Source organism: Dietzia sp. 2505 (assembly GCF_040546785.1).
GTDB lineage: Bacteria > Actinomycetota > Actinomycetes > Mycobacteriales > Mycobacteriaceae > Dietzia.
In genome coordinates this window covers 86,064-106,978 of record NZ_JBEPON010000001.1, presented here as the reverse complement: position 1 = coordinate 106,978, position 20,915 = coordinate 86,064, and the positions used below count along the sequence as shown (strand labels likewise).

Below are 20,915 nucleotides of genomic sequence, written 5' to 3'. Positions count from 1 at the left end.
GGCCGCCATGACCGGAGCCGGCGTGCGTGTGTTGTTCGATCGACCCCGCATCCCGCCCAACACCGGCAACGCGATCCGGCTGGCGGCTGGCACCGGGTGTGAGCTCCACCTGGCCGGGCCGCTCGGCTTCGACCTGTCCGAACCGCAGCTGCGGCGGGCGGGGCTCGACTACCACGACCTGGCGCACGTGGAGGTCCACGAGGACCTGGAGGCCGCGTACGCCCGACTGCTCCCGGCGCGGGTGTGGGCGTTCACCGTGCGGGCCGAGCGCTCGTTGCCGGAGGTCCGGTTCTCCCCCGGTGACGTCCTATTGTTCGGGCCCGAACCCACCGGTCTGGCCGAGGAGGTACTGGCGGACGAGAGGGTGACGGCGACGGTACGGATCCCGATGCTGGCGGGGCGTCGCTCGATGAACCTGTCCAACGCCGCCGCCGTGGTGGTCTACGAGGCGTGGAGACAGCAGGGTTACCCAGGCGGTATGGATATTCCGCCTCATTGACTTATTATTTCGGTATGCCGAAATTTGATCGAGCCGGGGGCCGCAATCCCCGGGGTGGTCGCCGGCGGACCGGATCCCCCGCGACCTCCTTCATCGTCGTCGTCCTGACGGCGATCGTGGCGTCCGCGTGCACCACGGGCCTCACGGGGGCGGTTGATGTGGACGACCGGCCCCGGTTCGCCGACCAGGAGACCGGCGACAGGATCGTGGTGGCCGCGACCTTCACGATCCTCGCGGACATGGCGAGCCGCGTCGGTGGGGACCGGGTCCGGGTGGAGTCGGTGACGACCCCCGGCGCGGACGTGCACCACTACGAGCCGTCGGTCGACGACCTCAAGCGGGTCGAAGGCGCGGACCTGGTGGTGAGCAACGGCCTCGGTATGGACGACTGGCTGCTGCGCTTCATCGACGCGACCGACGCGCGGCACGTGGTCACCTCCGAGGGTGTCGACCCGCTGCCGGTGCGCTCCGGCAACTACACCGGCCGCCCCAATCCCCATGCGTGGATGTCGCCCGACGAGGGCGCGAGATACATCCGGACGATCGCCGACGCCCTGGCCGAGGTGGACCCGGAGGGAGCCGAGGGGTACCGCGCCCGCGCCGAGGACTACGTGGCCGAACTCGACGAGCTGGCGACCCGTGCCCGAGCGGCCGTGGCGGCGGTGCCGGCGGAGCGCCGTGTCCTTGTCACGTGCGAGGGCGCGTTCTCCTACCTGGCCCGGGACCTCGGCCTCGAGGAGCTCTACCTGTGGCCGGTCAACAGCGAGTCCCAGGGGCTGCCCCGGCAGGTCACCGCTCTGATCGACGAGGTGCGTGACCGTGAGATCCCCGCCCTCTTCTGCGAGTCGACGGTCTCCGACGCGGCGATGGAGCAGGTCGCCGCCGAGACGGGCAGCAGGGTCGCCGGGCTGCTGTACGTCGACTCCCTCTCCGCCCCCAGCGGCCCGGTGCCCACCTACCTCGACCTGCTCGACCACGACCTCGAGATCATCACCCGGGAGCTGACGACATGATCGACCGGCCACTGCCCTTCTCCGCGCACACCGACCCGCCCGCCGTGGTGGTCACCGACCTGACCGTCGACCGCGGCCAGGTCCGCGCCCTCGACTCGGTGTCCCTGTCGGTGCCGACCGGGGAGATCACCGTGCTGCTCGGCCCCAACGGGTCCGGGAAGTCCACCCTGCTCCAGTCGCTGCTCGGTCTGGTCACCCCCACCGGTGGATCGGTGCGCCTCCTCGGTTCCCCGGTGCGGCGCGCGCTGCGCACGGGGCGGGTGGCGGCGGTGCCCCAGTCGGACGGGCTCGACGAGCGTTTCCCGGTCACCGCCGGTGAGGTGGTCATGCAGGGCCGCCGCCGGTTCACCGGTCCGTGGCGTCGCCCGTCCGCCGCCGACCGACTGGCGGTCGACGAGGCCCTGGACCGGGTCGGACTGTCCCCGATCTCGGGGCGACGCATCGGCGAGCTCTCGGGCGGCCAACGGCGACGGGTCCTGCTTGCCCGCTGCCTGGCCCAGGAGGCGGAGCTGCTGCTGCTCGACGAGCCGTTCAGCGGCATGGACGCCGGCAGCGAGGAGGTCTACATCGACGTCTTGCGCGAACTCACCGCCTCGGGGCGGACCGCGCTGGTCTCCACCCACCACCTGGGCACGGTCGAACGGCTGGCGGACTCGGTCGCCCTGCTCAACGGTCGCCTCGTGGCGCACGGCCCCGTGGCCGAGACCACCACTCCCCAGATCCTCTCGACGCTGCTCGGGGCGCGCCTGCCCGCCGTCGACGACCGGACGCCGACCACGGAGGGAGCACTGTGATGATCGATCTGCTCGTCGAACCCATGAGCTACGAGTTCATGCGGCGCGCCCTGCTCGTGGTGGCCGCCTCCGGCGTGGCCGGCGCGTTGTTGAGCTGCTGGCTGGTCCACATGGGCTGGTCCCTCATGGGTGACGCCGTCTCCCACGCGGTCCTGCCCGGTGTGGTGATCGCCGCCCTGATCGGCATCCCGTTCGCGGTCGGCGCACTCATCGCCGCGCTCATCGCGGTGGCGCTCATCGGCGCGGTCCGGGAGGGGGGGACGGTGCGGGAGGACGCGGCCATGGGCATCGTCTTCACCGCCCTGTTCTCGTTCGGACTGGTCCTCATCGCCCGGTTCCCGACCCAGCAGGACCTGCACTCGATCCTGTTCGGCAGCGTCCTCGGGGTGCGCGATTCGGACCTCGTCCAGGTGCTGGCGGTCTCGGCGTTCACGGTGATCGTGCTGCTGGCCTTCCGCCGCGACCTGATCATGCTCGCCTTCGACCGGCTGCACGCCCACACCCTGGGGTTGAGGACGCGGGTTCTGACCGGGCTCCTGCTCGCCACCCTCGCCACCGCCACCGTGGCGGGGGTCCAGTCGGTGGGTGTGATCCTGGTGGTGGCCACGCTCATCATCCCCGGTGCGACCGCCCAGCTGGTGGCCGACACCATGCGGGGGACAATGATCGTCGCCGTCGTCGTCGCCCTCGTCGGTGGCGTCACCGGCCTGTACGCCGGCTACTACGCCGACCTCCCCCCTGGCCCGGTGGTGGTCCTCGCCCAGGCCGTCATCTTCACCGCGGTGCAGCTGTTCGCCCCCCGGCGCGGCGTGATCCCGCGGGCGGCGGCGGGCGCACGGGCCCGGCGATCGGGGATGATGACGGCATGACCGTCGACCCGCCCCGAGCAGATGCACCCAGAGGCCTCGCCGATCTCACGCCGACGATCCAGGCCTATCTCATGGCCGCCCACCACCTGGGGGCCGGCGGCGGGCCCGTCACCCCGGGCGCGCTGGCCGACCGCCTCGGCGCCTCCCCCTCCTCCGTCACCGAGGGCGTCCGCAAACTCGCCGCCATGGGGCTGGCCCAGCACCGCCCCTACGCGCCCGTCGAACTCACCGAGACCGGGAGGTCGTTCGCGGTGGCCATGGTCCGCCGCCACCGGATTCTCGAGACGTTCCTCGCCCGGTGCCTGGACTACCCGTGGGACGAGGTGCACGCCGAGGCCGACGCCCTCGAGCACGTGGTCTCCGACCGGTTCGTCGACGCCCTCGACGGCTTCCTCGACCACCCGCGCCGCGACCCGCACGGCGACCCCATCCCCACCCGCGACGGGCGACTGGACCAGCTCGCCGACGTCCCCCTGGACCGGGTGCCCGAGGGCGGCTCCGGTGTGGTCACGCGGGTGTCCGACCGGGACAACTCGGTCCTGCGGCACCTGGCCGAGATCGGCCTGCGCCCCGATTCACCGGTCGAGGTGGTCTCCCGCCAGGTCGAGCTGGGGATCATCACCGTGGCCCTGGGCGGGCGGGTGGTGCCGGTGGGCACACCGGTCGCGGCCGCGGTACGGGTCCGGGTCCCGGCGGGTGACGACGACGACGGCGGGGGCGGCGGCGCCGACCAACACGATGACGACGAGGTCACGCAGTAGCCTCGCGCGCGCACCGCCGCCCCGGTGACGTCAGAACATCGTCCCCGGGTTGAGGATCCCCTGCGGGTCCAGCGCCGTTTTGATACGGCGGTTCAACTCCATCACGTCCTCGCCCAACTGGGCGGGCAGCCACGGCGCCTTGAGCCGTCCCACGCCGTGTTCGCCGGTGATCGTCCCTCCCATCCCGATCGCCAGGTCCATCACCTCGCCGAACGCCGCCTGGGCTCGGCGAGCGCGGTCCGGGTCGTCGTCGGCCAGCACGATGATCGGGTGCGTGTTGCCGTCACCGGCGTGAGCGACCAGAGCGATCGGCACGTCACGCCGCGCGGAGATCGCCTCGATCCCGGCGACCAGCTCGGGCAGCGCGGGCAACGGCACCCCGACGTCCTCGAGGAGCAACGTCCCGGTCTTGCCCAGGCTGGTGAACGCGGCCCGACGCGCGACCGTGAACTGCTCCCCCTCCTCGGGGTCGTCGGTGGCGAACACCTCGCTCGCGCCGTGGGCGCGGAACGCCTCGGCCATGAACTCCGTCTCTGCCGCACGGTCGGGTCCGGTGAGGTCGGACTGCGCCAGAAGCATCGCCCCGGCCGAGGTGTCCAGTCCCATCCTGAGGTCCGCCTCCACGGCCCGGATCGAGACGTTGTCCATGAACTCCAGCATCGCCGGGCGGATCCGGCGCGTGATGGCCAGGACGGCGTCGCTACACGCCACCACGTCGGGGAAGATCCCCACCACGGTGGAGCGCGGCGGTTGTTCGGGGATGAGCCGCACGATGATCTCGGTGACGATCCCCAACGTGCCCTCGCTGCCCACGAAGAGCTTGGTGAGGCTCAGTCCGGCGGTGTCCTTGAGTCGCGCCCCGCCCAGTCGTACCGCGGTGCCGTCGGCCAGTACCACCGTCAGCCCGAGGACGTAGTCGGTGGTCACGCCGTACTTCACACAGCAGAGACCGCCGGCGTTGGTGGCGATGTTGCCGCCGATGGAGCAGATCTCGTACGACGAGGGGTCCGGCGGATACCAGAGTCCGTGTTCGGCGACGGCCCGCTTGACCTCGATGTTGAGCAGACCCGGTTGGACGGTCGCGGTGCGGGTGACCGGGTCGACGTCGATGTCGCGCATGAGCTCGGTGGACAGCACGATCCCGCCCTCGACCGCCGTCGCTCCTCCGGACAACCCCGAACCGGCCCCCCGCGGGACCACCGGCACGCCGTGCGCGCTCGCCCAGCGCATGACCTCCTGGACGTCCCCGGTCGACCGCGCGCGCACCACGGCGAGCGGCATCCCCGGGTCCGGGGCCTTGGCCCAGTCCTGGCGGTATCCCTCGAGTACGTCCGCGTCCGTGAGCACGGAGGCGGTGTCGAGGCGGGCACGGAGGTCGTCCAGGGTCATGACCCGAACCTACGACGAACCCTCCCGGATCCGCAGGCGGTCGAAGACGGCCCGCAGCGGCCGCGGAGCCCACCAGTTGGCCTCGCCGAGCAGGAGCATCGCGCTCGGGACGAGCAACAGCCTGATGACGAACGCGTCCACCAGCACGGCGAGCGCCAACCCGAGACCGAGGAGCCGGACCACACTGATCCCCGACGTACCGATGGCGAGGAACACCACCGCCACGAGCACCGCCGCCGCCCCCACCACGGGGGCGGTGCGTGAGACCCCGTCGACCACGGCCCGTGTGGTGTCGCCGTGGCGGTCGTACTCCTCGCGGACCCGGGAGAGCAGGAACAACTGGTAGTCCATCGACAGTCCGAAGGCCAGGCACGCCATCAGCAGGGGCGAGGAGCTGTCCACCACCCCTGTGGCCGTCACGCCCACCAGGTCGGCCAGGTATCCCTCCTGGAAGACCAGGACCATCGCTCCGAAGGTCGCGGTGAGGCTCAACGCCGCCATGACCAGCGTCTTGAGGGTGACCAGCACGCCGCCGGTCAGCAGGAAGACCAGGGGCAGGACCACCGCCATGACGAGCAGGGCGACCGGGAGCGCCCGGTCACTGATCGCCTGGCGGGAGTCGACGTCGTCGGAGTAGGTTCCCGCCACCGGGGCGGGTGCCACGACCTCGCGGACACGTTCGGCGAGGTCCTGTTGCTCCGGCTGCGTCAGACCCGGGGCCGTCACCACCTCCACCGCCGCGACGGAGCCCCGTCTCAGATCGGGGTCCCCGGGGCCCACTGCGAGCCCGTCGGAGACCGTCCCGTCCGGTCCCCGCGTCGCCGTGACGCCGTCGATGCGCGACACCCGCTCCGCCAACGCCCCGGGATCGACCCCGTCCGCGAGGATCACCAGGGGATCGGATCCGAGGTCCGGACGCTCGTCGCGCAGTCGCTCCGCGGCCACCCTGGACGGGGCGTCCTTCGGCAGGACCCTGTCGTCGAGGGTGCCCAGCCGGAGGCCGAATGCGGGCGTCAACAGGATCAACAGGAGCGCCGACACCCCCAGCGCCACCGCCACCGGGTGACGGCGCGAGACCCCCAGCATCGCCGTCACCGAGCGGCCGGGGCGGGTCGGGTCGACCCGTCGCACGGACCACGCGTCGATCCGCCGACCGAGGACCCGCAGGACCGGGGGCAGTACCACCAGGGTGAGGGTGGCGACGAGCACCACGACCGCGACACCGGTCATCGCCATGGATCTCAGGTAGGGCATGTCCACCGCCGTGAGCGCGGCCAGACACAGGCCGACGGTCACCGCCGAGATGACGATCGTCCTCCGGCACCGGCGCATCGTGCGGGCGACGGCCTCGGGCGGGTCCGCCCCGTTAGCCAGTTCCTCCCGGAACCGGGTCACCACGAGCAGGCTGTAGTCGATCGAGAGACCCAGCGCCAGACCGATCACCAGGTTGAGGGCGAACACCGAGACGTCGATCACCTGCACCAGGCCCGACAGGACGACGAACGACGAGAGCATGGCGAGCACGCCGATCGCGACCGGGACCGCGGCGGCCACCACGGAACCGAAGAACAGCACCAGCAGGACGAGGGTGACCGGGACGGCGATGAGCTCGGCGCGGGTCAGATCCTCGCGCGCGATGAGGTCGTCCTCACGGAGCACCTCGGCCCGGCCGGTCAGTTGCCTCTCGACGCCCTCTCCGGGCGGGGGCAGTGCCTCGCGGAGCCCGTCCAGCGTTCGTCTGGACTGGGAGTCGTCGCCGGACAGCACCGCGCTGACCACCGTGGGCCCGTCCCCCGGCGCCGGCGACACGGTCACGCGACCCACTCCCCCGGCACCCGACAGGAAGGATGCGACCGCCTCGCCCTCACGGGCCACGGCGGCGGACTCCGCTCCCGAGACCAGGATGACGAGATCGGGGGTGCCCACCCCCACCTCCGCGTCGAGCCGCCGTTCGGCCACGGCGGAGGGCGTCGAGTCGGCGCGGAACCCCCCGGGGGTCAACGACTCCTCCACTCCCCCGGCGGAGAGCGCTCCCAGCACGGCCAGGATCAACGCCGCGGCGAGCGGCCACCCTCTCGCCAGGACCGATCGTCGGCGGTGAGCACGCGGCGTCGTCCGGGGCTCGGCTCTGTGACTCATGGGCCTCCTCATTCAGTCGTCACCCTCATTCGTTCCTGATCCCCAGGCGGATGGGCGACGGGCGGCGGGACGGTGAGGAGAGCCGGACGGTGAGGATTCACTCGTTCGACCCATCCGGTCCACGGAAGGGGCCGAACCACCGGGACATCCCACAGGAAGGACGTCCCGTGAACCACCCACTCATCGAACGCCTCGCCACTGACGAACGGGTCCAACTGTTCTCGACCCTCCAGGACGCGGGCCAGAGCCCCTACTACCGGACGATGCACTCCAGCACCGGCGCGACGAGCAACGTCCAGGGCGTGGACCGGATCATGCTCGGCTCCAACAACTACCTCGGCCTGGCACGTCACCCCGAGGTCATCGAGGCCACCACCGAGGCGGTCCGTCGGTTCGGGTCGGCGAGTACCGGGAGCCGCCTGCTCAACGGGACGATGTCACTGCACGAGGAGCTGGAGGCGGAGATCGCGGACTGGTTCGGCACCGAGGACGCGCTCTGCTTCTCGACCGGATACCAGACCAACCTCGGCACCCTCGGCGCCCTCGTCGGCGAGCGGGACGCGGTGGTCATCGACGAGTTCGCCCACGCCTCGCTGCGCGACGGCCTACGCATGGCGCGGACCTCGGTCCACCCGTTCCGCCACAACGACCTGGGCGCACTCGAGGACGCCCTGATCACGGCCCGCCGTGGATCCCCGGAGCAGATCCTCGTCGTCGTCGACTCCCTCTACTCGATGGAGGGCAGCCTCGCGCCCCTCTCCGGGGTCGCGGAGCTCGCCCGATCGTTCGGTGCCGCGCTCATGGTCGACGAGGCCCACGCCATGGGCCTGTACGGGCCGACCCGGCGGGGCTGGGTCGAGGAGACCGGGACGGTGGACGCCGTGGACGTGACCATGGCGTCGTTCTCCAAGTGCTCGGCCTCCTGTGGCGGATTCATCACCGGTAGCTCCGACCTCGTGACCGGGCTCAGGGTCACGGCGCGGCCGATGATCTTCAGCACGTCCTCGGTCCCCGCCGCGACCGCCTCCTCCCTCGCCTCGATCCGCCTGATGCGGACCGACGAGGGTGCGGCGCGCACCGAGGCGGTGCGCCGGAACTCGATCCTGCTGCGGGCCGAGCTGGGCGACAAGGGGATCGAATGCACCTCCGGCCTCACCGGCGACGAGTGGTCGCCCATCGTCCCCGTCCCTGTCGGCGACGACCTCCGCGCGGTCCACGTCTGGAACCTGTTGCTCGAGCGAGGTGTCTACACCGGTGTCGCGGTCCATCCGGCGGTGCCGGCGACCGGCGCCATCCTCCGTCTGTGCGTGACGGCGGACCACACGGAGGAGCAGTTGGTCGAGGCCGCCAGGGCGATCGCCGACATCCTCGCCGTCACCCGGGAGCTCTCCGCCCTATGAGGGTGGTGCTGACCGGGGCGTCCGGCGATTTCGGGACGGCGCTCCTGCGCGGTCTGATCCTGCGCGAGGAGGTCGACCACGTGGTCGCCCTGGCGCGGTCGCCGTTGCGGGTGCGGGACCCCAAGATCGAACGGCGGATCGTCGATATCGCCTCCGATGACCTCGACGAGGTCTTCGCGGGCGCCGACGCGGTGATCCACTGCGCCTTCATGGTCGAGGAGCCGCGCGACAAGGAGTCGGCGCGGGTCGTCAACGTCGACGGCTCGCGACGGGTTCTCCGCGCTGCCGATTCCGCCGGCGCCCGGGTGTGCGTGATGACCTCGAGCATCAACGCCTACGGCCCCCGCGGCGGCCCCGAGGTCATCGACGAGTCGGCTCCGATCGGCGCCGGCGAGGAGCACTACTACTTCCACCACAAGGCGCTCGTGGAGGAGGACGTCCGCCGGTGGCGTCGAGTGTCCGACGGCCGGATGGCGACGGCCGTCCTGCGCCCGACCTACGTGGTGGGGCCCGACATGTCCAACTCCGGGTTGGAGACCATGCGGTCGCGCGTCGTCCTGCACCCGAGCCCCGGGAAGTCCTACTTCCAGTTCCTGCACCAGGACGACCTCGTCGACGCGTACCTGCGGGTACTCCTCGCCGGCGTGGACGGCGAGTTCAACCTCGGCCCCGAGGGCGCCCTCACCGTCTCCCAGCTGTGCCGACTCAACCGGTCGGTGTGCGTCCCCGTGCCGCTTCGCGCCGCCCGGCGTCTGGCCGACCTCGGGTTCCGGATGCGCCTGCTGGCCTATTCCTCCCACTGGGTGACCTGCGGAGAACCGGTCACCACGTCACGACGACTCAGGGACGCCACCGGGTGGACGCCGCGGTACGACTGCACCGAGGCCGCCCGCCTGATGCTCGCCGGCTGATCCGGACCCGAGCCCGTACCCACCCGACCGTGTACCGAAAGGACCCCATGCTCCTCACCTCCGAGAACCAGACCCTCGACTCCTACGCCCCCGGGCTGCGAGAACGCCTGTACGGCCACGGCCTCCTCGCCAACGAGGGCGCCCAGAGCACAGCCGTGGCCGACTGGTCCGACACCGGCGGGACCAGTCTCATCGTCCCCACCGCGCTGGGCGGTGCGGGCGCGAGCGCGGTCGACGCGGTGCGGTTCCAGACCGCCATCGGCGCGGTCGCCCCCTCCCTCGCGGCCGCGACCACGATGCACCACCTGTCGTGCGCGACCCTCTTCGAAGCCGCCGAGGACGCCTCGCAGGACGAGCGCGACCTCATCAAGGCACTGGTCGAGGGCGGCACCGTGATGGCTTCCGGCTTCTCCGAGGGCTCCCCCGGGGGATCGGTGTTCCGCCCGACCATGACCGCCCGCCGGGACGGTGACGACTATCTCCTCTCCGGCCGCAAGGCCCCCTGCAGCCTCTCGAGGTCCATGAGTCTCCTGGTGGCGAGCGCCCTCGTGGACGATTCCGAGCGGGCCGTCGCCCTGGTCTTCGACGGGGCCGAGGGGTTGCGTCGGGAGGAGTTCTGGAAGAGCCCCGTCCTGGCGGCGGCCGAGAGCGACGCGCTGATCCTCGACGACGTCCGGGTCGAGGCCGACATGGTCTTCCTGACCTCGGAGAACGATCCCGACGACGTGCACGAGATGACCGGCTACCTGTGGTTCGGGTTGCTCATCAGCGCCTGCTATCTCGGGGTGGCCACGCGTATGGTCGAGCGGCTCACCGAGCGCGACCGACTCGATCCGAAGCTCTTCGCCTCGGCGCTCGCCGAGGTCGAGACCATGCGGACCGCTCTGCACGCCGTGGCGCGCGAATTCGACGAGGGGGCTCGCGGTGGCGACGTCTCGGCTCGTCTCGCGCTGGTCCGGTGGTCGATGCGCGACGGGCTGGTCAGGGTGCAGTCGATGGTCCGCGAGGCCGTCGGGGGGGTCGCGTACATGCAGGACCCGGAGCTCGCCTACGCCTTCGAGGCCGTCCAGGTGTTCGGTTACCACCCGCCTTCGCGCCGGGACACCGCCGACAGGCTGGTGCAGTGGGCGCGCGGCGAGGACTTCCGGTACGTCTGATCCCGGACTCGGCCTGATCCCGGACTCGGCTGGGGCCGGGGGCCGGGGGCCGGGGAGTGATCGTCACCGGAAGTCCCGGCTGCGGCCGATCGCCATCCCCAGGTGGAGGCGTTCGATCTTGTCCGCCACGACGCTCACCGCGCCCGAGCGGTTCTCCACGGTGCCGCGGACGATGAGCGCCGGGGCGGAGGACACGATCGGGCGGTAGCGCGCCCACAGTCCCACCGAGCACACGACGTTGGTCATGCCCGTCTCGTCCTCGAGGCTGAGGAAGGTCACCCCCTCGGCGGTGGCGGGCCGCTGCCGGTGGGTGACCGCACCGGCGACCTCCACCCGGCTGCCGTCGGGAACGTGCGCGAGCCCGGCGGTGGTGCACACCCCCCGGGAGTCGAGCCACGGCCGGGCGTGGACCGTCGGGTACTCCTCGGGGCTGATCCCGGTGGCGGCCAGATCCGCGGAGGTGAGTTCCAGGACGCTCATCCCCGGCAGCGCCGGGGCGTCGACCTGGCTCAGCCCGGGCAACATCCCGGGCCGTTGCCGGGCCGCGGTGGCCGCCGACCACAGGGCCGCCCGCCGCCCCCCGACGCCGAGCGCGTCGAGTGCCCCCGCGGTGGCCAGTGCCTCCATCTGCCGGACGGTCAGCCCGGTGCGGCCGGCGAGGTCGGCGGCCGAGAGGTACGGGCCGTGGGTGTCCCGCTCGTCGGCGATCGCCGTGGCGAGATCGGTGCCGATCGCCCGCACGGACTCCAGGCCGAGACGCACCTCGGTGCCCCCGTTCTCACATGTGGCACCACCGATCGAGCGGTTGACACAGGGTCGGTGCACGGTGACGCCGTGCCTGCGGGCGTCGGCCACGAGGGACTGCGGCGAGTAGAACCCCATCGGCTGGCTACGCAGCAGCGCCGCACAGAAGACGGCCGGGTGGTGGCACTTGAACCACGCCGAGTAGTAGACGATCGCCGCGAAGGACTGGGAGTGGCTCTCGGGGAAACCGTAGTTGGCGAACGCGCACATCTTCTCCCAGATCCGCTCCCCCACCTCGGGCCCGGTGACCGGCGTCCCGGGTGGGCTGGTGCCGATGCCGTGGAGGTCACGCATGCCCGCGAAGAACCTCTCCCGCAGCCGCGCCATCCGCTCGGGTGAGCGCTTGGCCCCCATCGCCCGGCGGAGCTGGTCCGCCTCCGCCCCGGTGAACCCGGCGATCTCGGTGGCGATCTGCATGAGCTGCTCCTGGAACAGCGGGATCCCCAGCGTCCGCCCCAGGGCCGCCTCGAGCGCGGGGTGGTCGAACACCACTTCCTCCCGCCCGTTGCGTCTACGGATGTAGGGGTGCACGGAGCCGCCCTGGATGGGGCCGGGGCGGATGAGTGCCACCTCCACCACGAGGTCGTAGAACGTCCGCGGCCGGAGCCTGGGCAGCGTGGCCATCTGCGCCCGCGATTCCACCTGGAACACCCCCACGGAATCACCCCGGCACAGCATCTCGTAGACCTCGGGATCGGAGAGGTCCAGTCGGGCCAGATCCACCTCGAGGTCCTTGTGCTCGGCCGCGAGGTCGATGGCGTGGTGTAGCGCCGTGAGCATCCCCAGCCCCAGCATGTCGAACTTGACCAGACCGACCGCCGCGCAGTCGTCCTTGTCCCACTGCAGGACCGTCCGCCCGGGCATGCGCGCCCATTCGACGGGCACCACGTCGGCCACCGGCCGGTCGCAGATCACCATGCCGCCGGAGTGGATGCCGAGGTGCCGGGGCAGGCCGACGAGTCTGCGGGCCAGCGCCAGCACGTCGGCCGGGACGGTGTGCTCGGTGGCCTCCCGCTCGTGGTTCTTCAGGCCCGACCACCGGTCGACGCTCTTGGACCACGCGTCCTGCTGCCCGGTGGAGTACCCGAGTGCCCGGGCCACGTCCCGCACGGCCGACCGCCCCCGGTAGGTGATGACATTGGCGACCTGCGCGGCATGGTCCCGCCCGTAGCGGGAGTAGACGTACTGGATGGCCTCCTCCCGACGACCGGACTCGATGTCCACGTCGATGTCGGGCGGGCCGTCCCGCTCCGGGGACAGGAATCGCTCGAAGAGCAGGTGCGCGCCCACCGGGTCGACGTTGGTGATGCCGAGGGCGTAGCAGACCGCCGAGTTGGCGGCCGACCCCCTGCCCTGGCAGAGGATGCCCTCCCTGCGACAGAACTCGACGATGTCGTGGACCACGAGGAAGTAGCCGGGGAACCCCAACTCGGCGATCACCCCCAGCTCGCGGTGGATCTGGGCATAGGCCTCCGGCGCCGCACCCCGGGCCCCGTAGCGCCGCGCGGCCCCCGCATAGGTGAGTTCGGCGAGCCGACTGTCCTCCGTGTGTCCCTCGGGAACGTCGAACGGCGGCAGCTCGGGGGCGATGAGCCGGAGGTCGAACGCGCACTCGCGACCCAGGCCCGCCGCGCCGGTGACGGCGGCCGGCCAGCGGTCGAACAATTCGGCCATCTCCTCCCCCGAGCGCAGGTACGCCCCGCCGGCCGGGGGCAGGTGCGCGGCATGGGTCTCCAGGGCGTCGCGGGCTCCGAGCGCCGCCATGACCGACGCCAGACGGGCGTCCTCCGGGCCCGCACAGTGCGCGGCTGTGGTGGCCACGACGGGCAGACCGGCCGCGTCCGCGAGCGCGGCCAGGGCGTCACACCGCTCGGTGTCCTCGGGCACGCCGTGACAGGTCAGCTCGACGACAACCCGGTCCCTGCCGAACAGCTCGACGAGCTCGGACAGCGCGGCGCCCGCGGCCGCGGTGTCGAAATCGGACGCGCTCGCGCCGCCCCGCTCGAGGGCCCGCCGCACCCGTCCCCGGCGGCAGCCTGTGAGGACGTACCAGTGGCCTCCGGCGGCCTCGGCGAGTTCGCGGATCTCGTACCGCGGTTCGCCTTTGGCGCCTCCCCTCAGGTGGGCGTGGGCGATCGCACGCGAGAGTCTGCGGTAGCCCTCCCCTCCACGGGCCAACACGAGCAGGTGCTCGCCCCCGGGCAGCGAGAGTTCGGCACCGAACACGGTCGCCAGACCCAGCTCGGAGGCCGCCTCGGCGAAGCGGACGACCCCGTACATCCCGTCGTGGTCGGTGATCGCCAGCGCGGTGAGTCCCAGCTCCGCCGCCGCCTCCGCCATCGCCTCGGGCGAGGAGGCACCGTCCAGGAAACTGAAGGCGGAATGGGCGTGGAGCTCGGCGTAGGGCACGCGCCCCTGTGTGCGGGGACGCTGCGGAGGGGTGTACTCACCCCGGCGACGGGACCAGGCGGGAGCATCGCTGCCGTCGCCGGGGTGCGGGTTCTGGGGCCCACGCGGGCCCGGACGCCCGGACAGGACCCGCTCGAGCTCGGTCCAGGTCTTGGGGCCGTGGTACCAGTTCACCGGGCCTCACCCACCGGGCTCCGGTGCGTGGGTTCAGAGCTCGGTGAACGACTCCACGACCCACGCCGAGGCGTCGCCGGGCGGCTTGCGGCAACTCTGGGACCGCGGGGGAAGCGGGCGGGTGCCCGCCTCGACACGCCAGGCGCGACCGTCGGTGTGACGGACCACGGCCACCCGCGGGGAATCGGGGTCGACGGTGACGACGAGGTCGTCCACCCCCGCCTCCACGCCGGAGTTCCGCACGGCGACCTCCGCCACCTGCCCGGCCGGTGGCCACGTACTGCGTCCCCGCAGGTTCTCGGTGACGACCCGACCGTCCAGCACCGCCTCGACGATCCCGGCAGCGTGGGCCACCTCCGCGGGCCCGTAGGTGTAACCGGTGCCGGGGAGCAACAGGACCGGGGCGAAGCGGTGCCCTCCGGTGTGGGAGCACTCCCATACGGCGGCATCGGGATCGAGCGAGGCCAGGCGCCCGCCCACCAGTGCCTCCAGCCCGGCCGCGACCGGGCGCCCCCGCACGGCGCAACACTGGTCACGTTTGGCGTGGGTGCACACGAGTGGGACAGGTGCCGCGACCTCGCGGGTCCCGGCCACGTGCCCGTCGGGAGACAGGTCCAGCCCGAGCAATTCCTCGGGCCCGTCGACACGCCCGGTGCGGATGCTCTGCCGGCCGGGGCGGGTGTCGCAGAGGTAGAAGCGGTGGCGGTCGAGCCGCTGGCCCTCCCGGCCGGGCCGCCGGATGAAGAGCATGCGCGACCCACAGGCCTCGACGTGTTCCTTGAGACGTCGGGACAGGTCCTCGCCCAGCGCCTCGCCGTCGAAGATGTCGCGTCCCCAGCGCCCGGGGACCTCCAGCAGCACCCACGACTCCTCGTGGGCGGCGGTGCCGGCCGGTGGCTCATCGGCCGACTGCAGGGAGCACCAGTCCGGTTGTGTGGCGGAATCGGTATCTGACACGACCCCATGGTGCCCCATCCCGCGAGGAGGCGTAACTGTAGCCACCTTGTGGGACAAAAGTGACCAGAGGGATCTAGGCTGGGCATATGCGTATCCGTCACCGCCGCCTCGCCGCGGCCGCCGCCCTCACCGCCGTCGCGTCCCTGGGCCTGGCGGGATGTGGAGCCGACACCTCGACCGACACCCCCACCACGAGCCAGACCACCACGGCGGGATCCTCCCCGGCCGCGCTGGCCCGGGCCCTGGCGCCGGACGAGACCGAGACCTCCGATCCCTCCGCCAGGCCCGCGGACTCCGCTCCGAAGAGTGAGGAATCCGGCGATGCCGCCGAGCGCGCCCAACTCGTCGTGACCGAGATCCGCGTGGGCGATTACCAGGGCAAGGACCGCGTGGTCTTCGAACTCGAGGGTCAGGGCGCCCCGGGGTACTCCGTGGACTACGTGGACGCCCCCGCCCAACAGGGCAGCGGTTTCCCCGTGGAGGTGCCCGGGGACTCGTTCCTCCAGGTGATGATCCGCGACCAGGTCCTGCCCACCATGACCTCCATGACGGAGGTCCCCGTGGGCACCGTCTCGAGCGACGAGGCGACCGGGGTGGCCGGGGTGGCCTTCGCGGGCCAGTTCGAGGGCCAGGCGCAGTCCGTCATCGGCCTCGAGGGCACGGACCGCGCCTTCTCGGCCTTCCTCCTCCAGAACCCGACCCGGCTGGTGGTCGACATCGAGCGCTGAGCACGCCCGGCGAGCGACGGGGGCCGCGACCACGGTGAGTCGTGGACGGTTCATTCGTATACCCCCTCGACGGTCCAACTCCCCGGCTCGTCCCCGATCAGGCAGCACAGCAGCAACGCCGCCGCCCGCTCGGGGACGACCTGTATCCGGGCCCTCGGCCGGCGGGACCCACCACCGGGACCCGGCTCCCACCAGGCCTCGTCGATCGGCCAGGGCCGCGACCAGCCGAGCAACGCGCATCGACGGCCCGTCACCTCGACCGACTCGGGCCGCCCGGTGAGCAGGCCGCGTGGGCCGACCCCGATCGGCGCCCCGTCCGCGGTGCGCAGCAGGACCCCCCCGGCGAGGGGAACCCGTGCCACGACCCCCGACCCGGGGTCACGACTCTCACGGATCTCCAATCGATAACCCGGCCCCGGCCACACCACCGACGGAGACGGCGCCGGCAGAGCCCCCGGCCACGGCCCCTCCGCGACCGGGTCGGCCGGGGCGTCCCCGTACGGCAGGGACCGCACGCGATCACCCGGGCCTCGGCCACCGACCTCCACGGGGACGCGGACCGACTCCGGGCCGAGCAGCCCCTGCACCCGCACGAGGGCACGGTGCACACGCGCCTCCGCCAACCCCGCCTCACCCCACAACCCCTCCTGGACGCGGCCGGCGGGGACCACCTCCACCGGCTCCAGGACGAGAGCGGTGACCGCCCCTCCGGCACCACCGGCGATCGCGGTGCCGGTGAGCCAGCCCTCCAGTTGCCAGCGCAAGCGGTCAGCGGTGCCCTCCGGGGTGAGCGGAGCGGAGCACCGCCAGACCCGGTTGACCTCCACGCCCCCCTCGACCCGCGCGGTGATCGACAGACGCAGGCACGCGACCCCGGCCGCGGCGAGGACGGCGTGCAGCTCCCCCGCCAGTCGCCGCCCGAGGAACGCCGCCTCGTCGACCCGCTCCAGGGGCGGGTCACACCGGTGCTCGACCGCCGAGCCCGTGGGCACCGCGGTCACCGACGGGGGCCGCCACGGCACGGCGCGGGCGATGCGGTGCGCCACCGCGCCCGCCTCCCCGAAGCGGGTGGCAACGTCCCGCAACGGGAGTGCGGCGAAGTCCCCGAGTGTCCGCACACCGAGCCGGTGCAACAGCCCGACCAGTTCTGTCAGCTCATCCGGATCGCCCAGCGCGGGCTCCACCACGAGCGCGTCCACCGGTAGCCCGGCCAGATAGTCGGCGTCCCCGTCCGGTTCCAACAGCGCCGACCCGCGCGCGCCGAGCACGGCCGTGGGCAGCTCGTCCGCCAACCCCACCTGGCATTCCGTCCCGGCTGTCGCCACCGCGTCCACGACCCTGGTGACGACCTCCTCCACCCCGCCGTGAAAGCGCAACGCCCCGGCCGCGGAGAAGACGAACAAGCCCGGCCGGAGCACCTCGATGCCCGGCACCACGGCGTCCAGCGCCTGCACCACGGGTTCGAACCACACGGCGTCCCGCGACGGATCCGCCGGCACCACGACGAGCTCCGGGCACCGGAACTGGGCCTCGCGCCGGCGCAGCCCACGCCTCACCCCGACCGCGCGCGCGACGGCGTTACACGCGAGCACCCCGCGTGGGCCCACCACCGCGAGCGGCAGGTGCAGGCCGTGCCCCCCGGCCCGGGCCGCCGCGACCGCCGGCCAGTCAGGGCACCACACCGCCATGACCCGCGCGCTCATCCCGCCGCCACCCATTCCGCCGTCCGCGGGGGCGCCGCCCGGCCGGAGCATCGCACCATGGTGGACACCGAGGCCAGCCTCCCCACGCCCGCGCCCAGCCCGCCGTAGCGGCAGTGCCTCCCGGCCAGTGCGAGTTCCGCCCCGGGCCAGTCCGCACCCACGAGCAGCACCGCACCCGCGGCCCGGACCCGACCCGCGAGCACACGGGCCCGGGACGGGGCGACCACCCGGACACCGGGTCCCAGCAGCACCAGGTCCAGGCCGTCGAGCAGCACCGACACCACCGCGGCGGGATCCGGACCGGGATCCGGGACCAGCGCCAGACAGTCCAGCCGGCCGCCCTGTTCCGCCACCGCCGCCACCCCGAGCTCCGGCCACCCCACCACCGCACATCTGGCCCCGGCGGCCGTGGCCGCGGCCAGGAGGCCGACCCGGAGGGTGGCACTGCCGGACACCGTCGTGACCCGTCCGGCGGGCAGTACGCCGCCCGGCAACAGGGGTGCCACGGACCGCGGCACCACCACTCCGGGGACGCGCGCGTCGAAGGACGCCGCACCGGACGTCACCGCGTCCGCGTCCACGGATATCGCACCGGGTACGGTCACGTCCGGATCCGGGAGCGCGGCCCCCTCCGGGCGTGCGGTCACCGGAGCCCCCGAACGCGCGGCGGCGGGCGGGCCCCCACCCGGCATCGTGGCGAGTCGGCGACGCAGCTCAGCGACGCGGTCCGCCGTGCCGAGGCCGGACAGGTCAACGGCAGAAGATCCCATTACCATCACCAGAACCTCCCGCCCCGGGCGACACGCCGCCGACCGCACGGATCGAACTATTTTTCGATCACTGGGAACAGTGAACACCACGAGTCCGACACAGTGCAAGAACACCTGTTCGAACAGGGTTCTCCTCGTCGTCGTCCCCCGTCGTTCACCCGGAGCATCTACCCTCGGTGACCATGAAGGCCTCCATCGGGAACCGCATCGTGCTCATCGGCGCCGGGGACGTGGGCATCGCCTACGGCTACGCGCTCGTCAACCAGGGCCTGGCCGACCACCTGTCCATCATCGACATCGACCACGACAAACTGGTCGGCGAGGTCATGGACCTCAACCACGGCGTCGTGTGGGCCCCCTCCCCCACCCTCGTCACGGAGGGCACCTACGACGACTGCGCGGACGCCACGATGGTGGTGATCTGCGCCGGCGCCGCCCAGCGCCCCGGCGAGACCCGGCTCGACCTGGTCGGCAGGAACATGGCGATCTTCGAGGGGATCGTCGGCGACGTCATGGCGACCGGCTTCGACGGCATCCTGCTCGTGGCCACCAACCCGGTCGACATCCTCGCCCAGGCCTCGTGGCGCTACTCCGGCCTGCCCTCCGCGCAGGTCATCGGCTCCGGAACGATCCTCGACTCCGCGCGTTTCCGGTTCATGCTGGGCGAGTACTACGACGTCGCCCCGATGAGCGTGCACGCCTCGATCATCGGCGAACACGGCGACACCGAGCTGCCGGTCTTCTCGTCGGCCAACGTCTCCGGGGTGCCATTGCGCCGGGACCTCGACGGGGACCCGGCCACGCGGGAACGACTGGCCCATATCTTCACGGAGACCAGGGACGCCGCCTACCGGATCATCGACTCCAAGGGGTCCACCAGCTACGGCATCGGCATGGGGCTCGCCCGCATCACGCGCGCCGTCCTGCGCAACGAGCAGGTGTCGCTACCGGTCTCCACGTTGCTGCGGGGCGAGTACGGGCAGGACGGGATCTTCATCGGCGTCCCCGCGGTGATCGGCCGGACCGGCGTGCAGCGTGTGGTGGAACTGGAACTCGACGCCACCGAGACCGAACAGTTCGCCCGCAGCGCGTCTGCGCTGCGGGCGGTGTCGGAGCAGTTCGAGATACTGCGCTGAGTCAGGGGGTCGCGGGGGGATCGCTGGCCGGGAACGACTCGTCGCCCCACTCGTCGGCGACCGCGTCGTCATGGTCATACCGGGCCTTCTCCGTGGGCTCCTCGGAATGCTCGCCGGTGCGGTCAGGGTTCTGCGGACTCGTCATGATTCATCCTCCTGCCGCCGTACGGGGCGTGCGGCGATACTCAGATTACCGGAGACCACCGGCACCGACCGCGACCGGAGGACACACCCCCGCGTTCACCGCGGTAACAGGAATGAGCGCCATGCACAGCACCGACTACACCGACACACTGATCCTGCCCGCGCCCGACACCCGGGCCGAGACGGCCACTGCGCCGCCGTCCGGGAAACGCTCGATCGCCGAGTTGCAGTACGAGAGACTCTCGGGTGCGGACTACACCTGGACGAGCGACGACCTGATCTTCGACGTCCACTGCGCTCGCAAGGGCATCGGGGAGGCCGACCGTGCGGCCGAACGCGAGCGATTCTTCTCCAAGGGCCAACCGTGCCTGCGCACCTCCCCGCTCACCAAGACGTACGGCTGGGCGATGCACTTCGACTCCGGCGGGAGGATCGCGCTGCTGCCCATGGGGTCGAACCGGCTGGCCGAACTGCAGGCCGACCCGTCCGTGACGATCAGGACCGCCATGAAGAGTTCCCGCTAACCCGGCTCCACGTCCGGCAGGGAACGCAGCCACCCGAGCACCGGGCCGGAGATGAGGCGGGCGAACTCCTCGTACCCGCCGGGGCCGGGGTGTGCCCCGTCGCCGGCGGTGACCTCGCGCATCCACGCGCCGCCGGGCCGCAGGGAGTCGAAGGTCGGCACGAACGGCACCCCGGCCTCCGCGCACACCGCGGCCATGGCCGCGGCACGGGCGGCGATCCGCTCGTTGACCTGCTCCCACATGACCGGTGGCGGTCCCACCACCAGGAACCGCCCCTCGGGAGCGCGGGCGATCATCCCCCGCAGGGCCGAGACCGTGCCCGCTTCCTCGACGCGGAGGGCCCCCTCGTGCTCCATCACGTCGTTGACCCCGAACTCCGCGATCACCGCAGTGGTCGGGAACGCGGCCCGCCGGCGGTCGACCTCGTCCCAACGGGCCAGGATCATCTCGGAGGTGTCCCCGCCGATCCCCGCGACGGTGGTGTGGAGGCTCAGGCCCGCCCCGGCGCCCTCCTCGACCAGGTGCGCGGTCCATCCACGGCCGGTCTCGTCGCCGTACCCGGCCACGAAGGAGTCACCGATGATGCAGACGGGGAGGTCGCGCGGTTCGCTCACGACGCCACGGTAGCTGGCCC

The 20,915-nt window shown here is 72.1% G+C and carries 19 protein-coding genes; 11 read left to right on the top strand and 8 right to left on the bottom strand.

Going from position 1 to position 20,915, the window contains the following annotated elements:
* Positions 1–7 precede the first annotated feature (7 nt).
* Genes ABIE38_RS00475 through ABIE38_RS00455 form a run of 5 tightly spaced genes read left to right on the top strand, consistent with a single transcriptional unit; the run spans position 8 to position 3,936 of the window.
* On the top strand, positions 8–499 hold the full coding sequence (locus ABIE38_RS00475; RefSeq protein ID WP_354053513.1) for a tRNA (cytidine(34)-2'-O)-methyltransferase: 492 nt from the start codon (positions 8–10) through the stop codon (positions 497–499).
* Positions 500–513: 14 nt separating this feature from the next.
* Positions 514–1,512 (top strand): metal ABC transporter solute-binding protein, Zn/Mn family, encoded by a 999-nt coding sequence (locus ABIE38_RS00470; protein WP_354053512.1) that lies wholly within the window; start codon positions 514–516, stop codon positions 1,510–1,512.
* Positions 1,509–2,306 carry a metal ABC transporter ATP-binding protein gene (locus ABIE38_RS00465; protein ID WP_354053511.1) on the top strand — a complete coding sequence of 266 codons (798 nt, stop codon included), beginning with the start codon at positions 1,509–1,511 and terminating at the stop codon, positions 2,304–2,306. Before ABIE38_RS00470 ends, ABIE38_RS00465 begins: the two co-directional genes overlap by 4 nt.
* A complete protein-coding gene (locus tag ABIE38_RS00460) occupies positions 2,306–3,175 on the top strand; it encodes a metal ABC transporter permease (protein ID WP_354053510.1) in 870 nt (289 codons plus the stop codon). The genes ABIE38_RS00465 and ABIE38_RS00460 overlap by 1 nt, the downstream gene beginning before the upstream one ends.
* Positions 3,172–3,936, top strand: a complete 765-nt coding sequence (locus tag ABIE38_RS00455) for a metal-dependent transcriptional regulator (protein ID WP_354053509.1) — start codon at positions 3,172–3,174, stop codon at positions 3,934–3,936. Before ABIE38_RS00460 ends, ABIE38_RS00455 begins: the two co-directional genes overlap by 4 nt.
* A 30-nt stretch (positions 3,937–3,966) precedes the next feature.
* On the opposite strand, the gene ABIE38_RS00450 is transcribed toward ABIE38_RS00455, so the two are convergent.
* Positions 3,967–5,325 carry an FAD-binding oxidoreductase gene (locus ABIE38_RS00450; RefSeq protein WP_354053508.1) on the bottom strand — a complete coding sequence of 453 codons (1,359 nt, stop codon included), beginning with the start codon at positions 5,323–5,325 and terminating at the stop codon, positions 3,967–3,969.
* Positions 5,326–5,334: 9 nt separating this feature from the next.
* Positions 5,335–7,464 (bottom strand): MMPL family transporter, encoded by a 2,130-nt coding sequence (locus ABIE38_RS00445; RefSeq protein WP_354053507.1) that lies wholly within the window; start codon positions 7,462–7,464, stop codon positions 5,335–5,337.
* A 167-nt stretch (positions 7,465–7,631) separates the two neighbouring features.
* Here ABIE38_RS00445 and ABIE38_RS00440 point away from each other — a divergent pair, with 167 nt between their 5' ends.
* The 3 genes from ABIE38_RS00440 to ABIE38_RS00430 are packed head-to-tail and all read left to right on the top strand — an operon-like array spanning position 7,632 to position 10,932.
* Positions 7,632–8,864: an aminotransferase class I/II-fold pyridoxal phosphate-dependent enzyme gene (locus tag ABIE38_RS00440; RefSeq protein ID WP_259846658.1), complete on the top strand. Its 1,233-nt coding sequence runs from the start codon at positions 7,632–7,634 to the stop codon at positions 8,862–8,864.
* Entirely contained in the window at positions 8,861–9,775 is a 915-nt protein-coding gene (locus tag ABIE38_RS00435) for an NAD-dependent epimerase/dehydratase family protein (RefSeq protein ID WP_354053506.1), read from the top strand. The genes ABIE38_RS00440 and ABIE38_RS00435 overlap by 4 nt, the downstream gene beginning before the upstream one ends.
* Before the next feature lie 47 nt (positions 9,776–9,822).
* Positions 9,823–10,932, top strand: coding sequence for an acyl-CoA dehydrogenase family protein (locus ABIE38_RS00430; protein ID WP_354053505.1), 1,110 nt, complete (start codon positions 9,823–9,825; stop codon positions 10,930–10,932).
* A gap of 63 nt (positions 10,933–10,995) precedes the next feature.
* Here ABIE38_RS00430 and ABIE38_RS00425 read toward each other — a convergent pair whose 3' ends face one another.
* Entirely contained in the window at positions 10,996–14,319 is a 3,324-nt protein-coding gene (locus ABIE38_RS00425; RefSeq protein ID WP_354053504.1) for an error-prone DNA polymerase, read from the bottom strand.
* Between the two features lie 33 nt (positions 14,320–14,352).
* On the bottom strand, positions 14,353–15,276 hold the full coding sequence (locus tag ABIE38_RS00420) for a ferredoxin family protein (RefSeq protein WP_354053503.1): 924 nt from the start codon (positions 15,274–15,276) through the stop codon (positions 14,353–14,355).
* A gap of 86 nt (positions 15,277–15,362) precedes the next feature.
* On the opposite strand from ABIE38_RS00420, the gene ABIE38_RS00415 reads away from it, so the two are divergent.
* Positions 15,363–16,004 (top strand): AMIN-like domain-containing (lipo)protein, encoded by a 642-nt coding sequence (locus ABIE38_RS00415; protein WP_354053502.1) that lies wholly within the window; start codon positions 15,363–15,365, stop codon positions 16,002–16,004.
* A 50-nt stretch (positions 16,005–16,054) separates the two neighbouring features.
* Here the strand turns inward: ABIE38_RS00415 and ABIE38_RS00410 are convergent, their stop codons facing one another.
* Together ABIE38_RS00410 and imuA' are read right to left on the bottom strand one after the other, a co-directional pair.
* Positions 16,055–17,758, bottom strand: a complete 1,704-nt coding sequence (locus ABIE38_RS00410) for a DNA polymerase Y family protein (protein WP_354053501.1) — start codon at positions 17,756–17,758, stop codon at positions 16,055–16,057.
* Positions 17,704–18,477: a DnaE2-dependent mutagenesis accessory factor ImuA' gene (gene imuA' / locus ABIE38_RS00405; RefSeq protein ID WP_354053500.1), complete on the bottom strand. Its 774-nt coding sequence runs from the start codon at positions 18,475–18,477 to the stop codon at positions 17,704–17,706. The genes ABIE38_RS00410 and imuA' overlap by 55 nt, the downstream gene beginning before the upstream one ends.
* Before the next feature lie 182 nt (positions 18,478–18,659).
* Between imuA' and ABIE38_RS00400 the strand changes: the two genes are divergently transcribed.
* Positions 18,660–19,613, top strand: coding sequence for an L-lactate dehydrogenase (locus ABIE38_RS00400; protein WP_354053499.1), 954 nt, complete (start codon positions 18,660–18,662; stop codon positions 19,611–19,613).
* A 1-nt stretch (position 19,614) separates the two neighbouring features.
* Here ABIE38_RS00400 and ABIE38_RS00395 read toward each other — a convergent pair whose 3' ends face one another.
* The gene (locus ABIE38_RS00395) at positions 19,615–19,758 is read right to left on the bottom strand and encodes a hypothetical protein (protein WP_354053498.1); all 144 of its coding nucleotides are present in this window, start codon (positions 19,756–19,758) and stop codon (positions 19,615–19,617) included.
* 121 nt (positions 19,759–19,879) lie between these two features.
* Here ABIE38_RS00395 and ABIE38_RS00390 point away from each other — a divergent pair, with 121 nt between their 5' ends.
* Positions 19,880–20,281 (top strand): DUF6157 family protein, encoded by a 402-nt coding sequence (locus tag ABIE38_RS00390; RefSeq protein ID WP_354053497.1) that lies wholly within the window; start codon positions 19,880–19,882, stop codon positions 20,279–20,281.
* Here the strand turns inward: ABIE38_RS00390 and ABIE38_RS00385 are convergent.
* The gene (locus tag ABIE38_RS00385; RefSeq protein WP_354053496.1) at positions 20,278–20,895 is read right to left on the bottom strand and encodes an SGNH/GDSL hydrolase family protein; all 618 of its coding nucleotides are present in this window, start codon (positions 20,893–20,895) and stop codon (positions 20,278–20,280) included. The two genes, ABIE38_RS00390 and ABIE38_RS00385, sit on opposite strands and share 4 nt — an antisense overlap.
* Between the last annotated feature and the right edge of the window lie 20 nt (positions 20,896–20,915).

Bases quoted from the DNA above. Each gene is read 5' to 3' on its own strand.
- ABIE38_RS00435 (WP_354053506.1), top strand. From the start codon at position 8,861: ATGAGGGTGGTGCTGACCGGGGCGTCCGGCGATTTCGGGACGGCGCTC.
- ABIE38_RS00470 (WP_354053512.1), top strand. From the start codon at position 514: ATGCCGAAATTTGATCGAGCCGGGGGCCGCAATCCCCGGGGTGGTCGC.
- ABIE38_RS00430 (WP_354053505.1), top strand. From the start codon at position 9,823: ATGCTCCTCACCTCCGAGAACCAGACCCTCGACTCCTACGCCCCCGGG.
- ABIE38_RS00415 (WP_354053502.1), top strand. From the start codon at position 15,363: ATGCGTATCCGTCACCGCCGCCTCGCCGCGGCCGCCGCCCTCACCGCC.
- ABIE38_RS00400 (WP_354053499.1), top strand. From the start codon at position 18,660: ATGAAGGCCTCCATCGGGAACCGCATCGTGCTCATCGGCGCCGGGGAC.
- ABIE38_RS00455 (WP_354053509.1), top strand. From the start codon at position 3,172: ATGACCGTCGACCCGCCCCGAGCAGATGCACCCAGAGGCCTCGCCGAT.
- ABIE38_RS00410 (WP_354053501.1), bottom strand. From the start codon at position 17,758: ATGCTCCGGCCGGGCGGCGCCCCCGCGGACGGCGGAATGGGTGGCGGC.
- ABIE38_RS00445 (WP_354053507.1), bottom strand. From the start codon at position 7,464: ATGAGTCACAGAGCCGAGCCCCGGACGACGCCGCGTGCTCACCGCCGA.
- ABIE38_RS00460 (WP_354053510.1), top strand. From the start codon at position 2,306: ATGATCGATCTGCTCGTCGAACCCATGAGCTACGAGTTCATGCGGCGC.
- imuA' (WP_354053500.1), bottom strand. From the start codon at position 18,477: ATGGGATCTTCTGCCGTTGACCTGTCCGGCCTCGGCACGGCGGACCGC.
- ABIE38_RS00395 (WP_354053498.1), bottom strand. From the start codon at position 19,758: ATGACGAGTCCGCAGAACCCTGACCGCACCGGCGAGCATTCCGAGGAG.
- ABIE38_RS00450 (WP_354053508.1), bottom strand. From the start codon at position 5,325: ATGACCCTGGACGACCTCCGTGCCCGCCTCGACACCGCCTCCGTGCTC.
- ABIE38_RS00475 (WP_354053513.1), top strand. From the start codon at position 8: ATGACCGGAGCCGGCGTGCGTGTGTTGTTCGATCGACCCCGCATCCCG.
- ABIE38_RS00465 (WP_354053511.1), top strand. From the start codon at position 1,509: ATGATCGACCGGCCACTGCCCTTCTCCGCGCACACCGACCCGCCCGCC.
- ABIE38_RS00390 (WP_354053497.1), top strand. From the start codon at position 19,880: ATGCACAGCACCGACTACACCGACACACTGATCCTGCCCGCGCCCGAC.